Source organism: Pseudomonas sp. 51_B, assembly GCF_017491595.1.
Classification (GTDB): domain Bacteria; phylum Pseudomonadota; class Gammaproteobacteria; order Pseudomonadales; family Pseudomonadaceae; genus Aquipseudomonas; species Aquipseudomonas promysalinigenes.
This window is the reverse complement of the sequence record NZ_JAFGYW010000369.1, coordinates 1-453: the sequence shown is the minus strand read 5'-3', so window position 1 is coordinate 453 and position 453 is coordinate 1. Positions and strand designations below refer to the sequence as shown.

1 protein-coding gene is annotated in these 453 nt (G+C 70.0%); it reads left to right on the top strand.

Annotation, left to right across the window (positions count from 1 at the left end; all coding sequences use genetic code 11):
- Positions 1-453, top strand: a 453-nt coding sequence (gene recO / locus J5M56_RS25280) for a DNA repair protein RecO (protein WP_207938095.1), incomplete at both ends; no start/stop codon positions are given.

Genomic DNA, 453 nt, shown 5'->3' with positions numbered 1-453 from the left:
GCTATCCGTACCGGGAGACGAGCCTCGTCATCGACGTGCTTACGCGCGACCACGGCCGCATCGCGCTCGTCGCGAAGGGCGCGACGCGCCCGCATTCGGCGCTGCGCGGCGTGCTGCAGACGTTCCAGCCGCTGTCGCTGTCGTGGTCGGGCAAATCGGAGCTGCGCACGCTGACGGGCGCCGAATGGGTGGGCGGCATGCTGCCGCTCGCGGGCGACGCGCTGTTGTGCGGCTTCTACGCGAACGAGCTGCTCGTCAAGTTCTGTGCGCGCGAAGATCCGCATCCGCCGCTCTTTCAGCACTACCTCGTCACGCTCACGCGCCTGGCGCACGGCGAGCCGCCCGTGCAGGTGCTGCGCTCGTTCGAGCGCGTGCTGCTGCGCGAGACGGGCTATGCGATGACGCTCAAGCGCACCGTCGCGCGGCGCGCGGTCGAGCCCGACAAGCTCTATG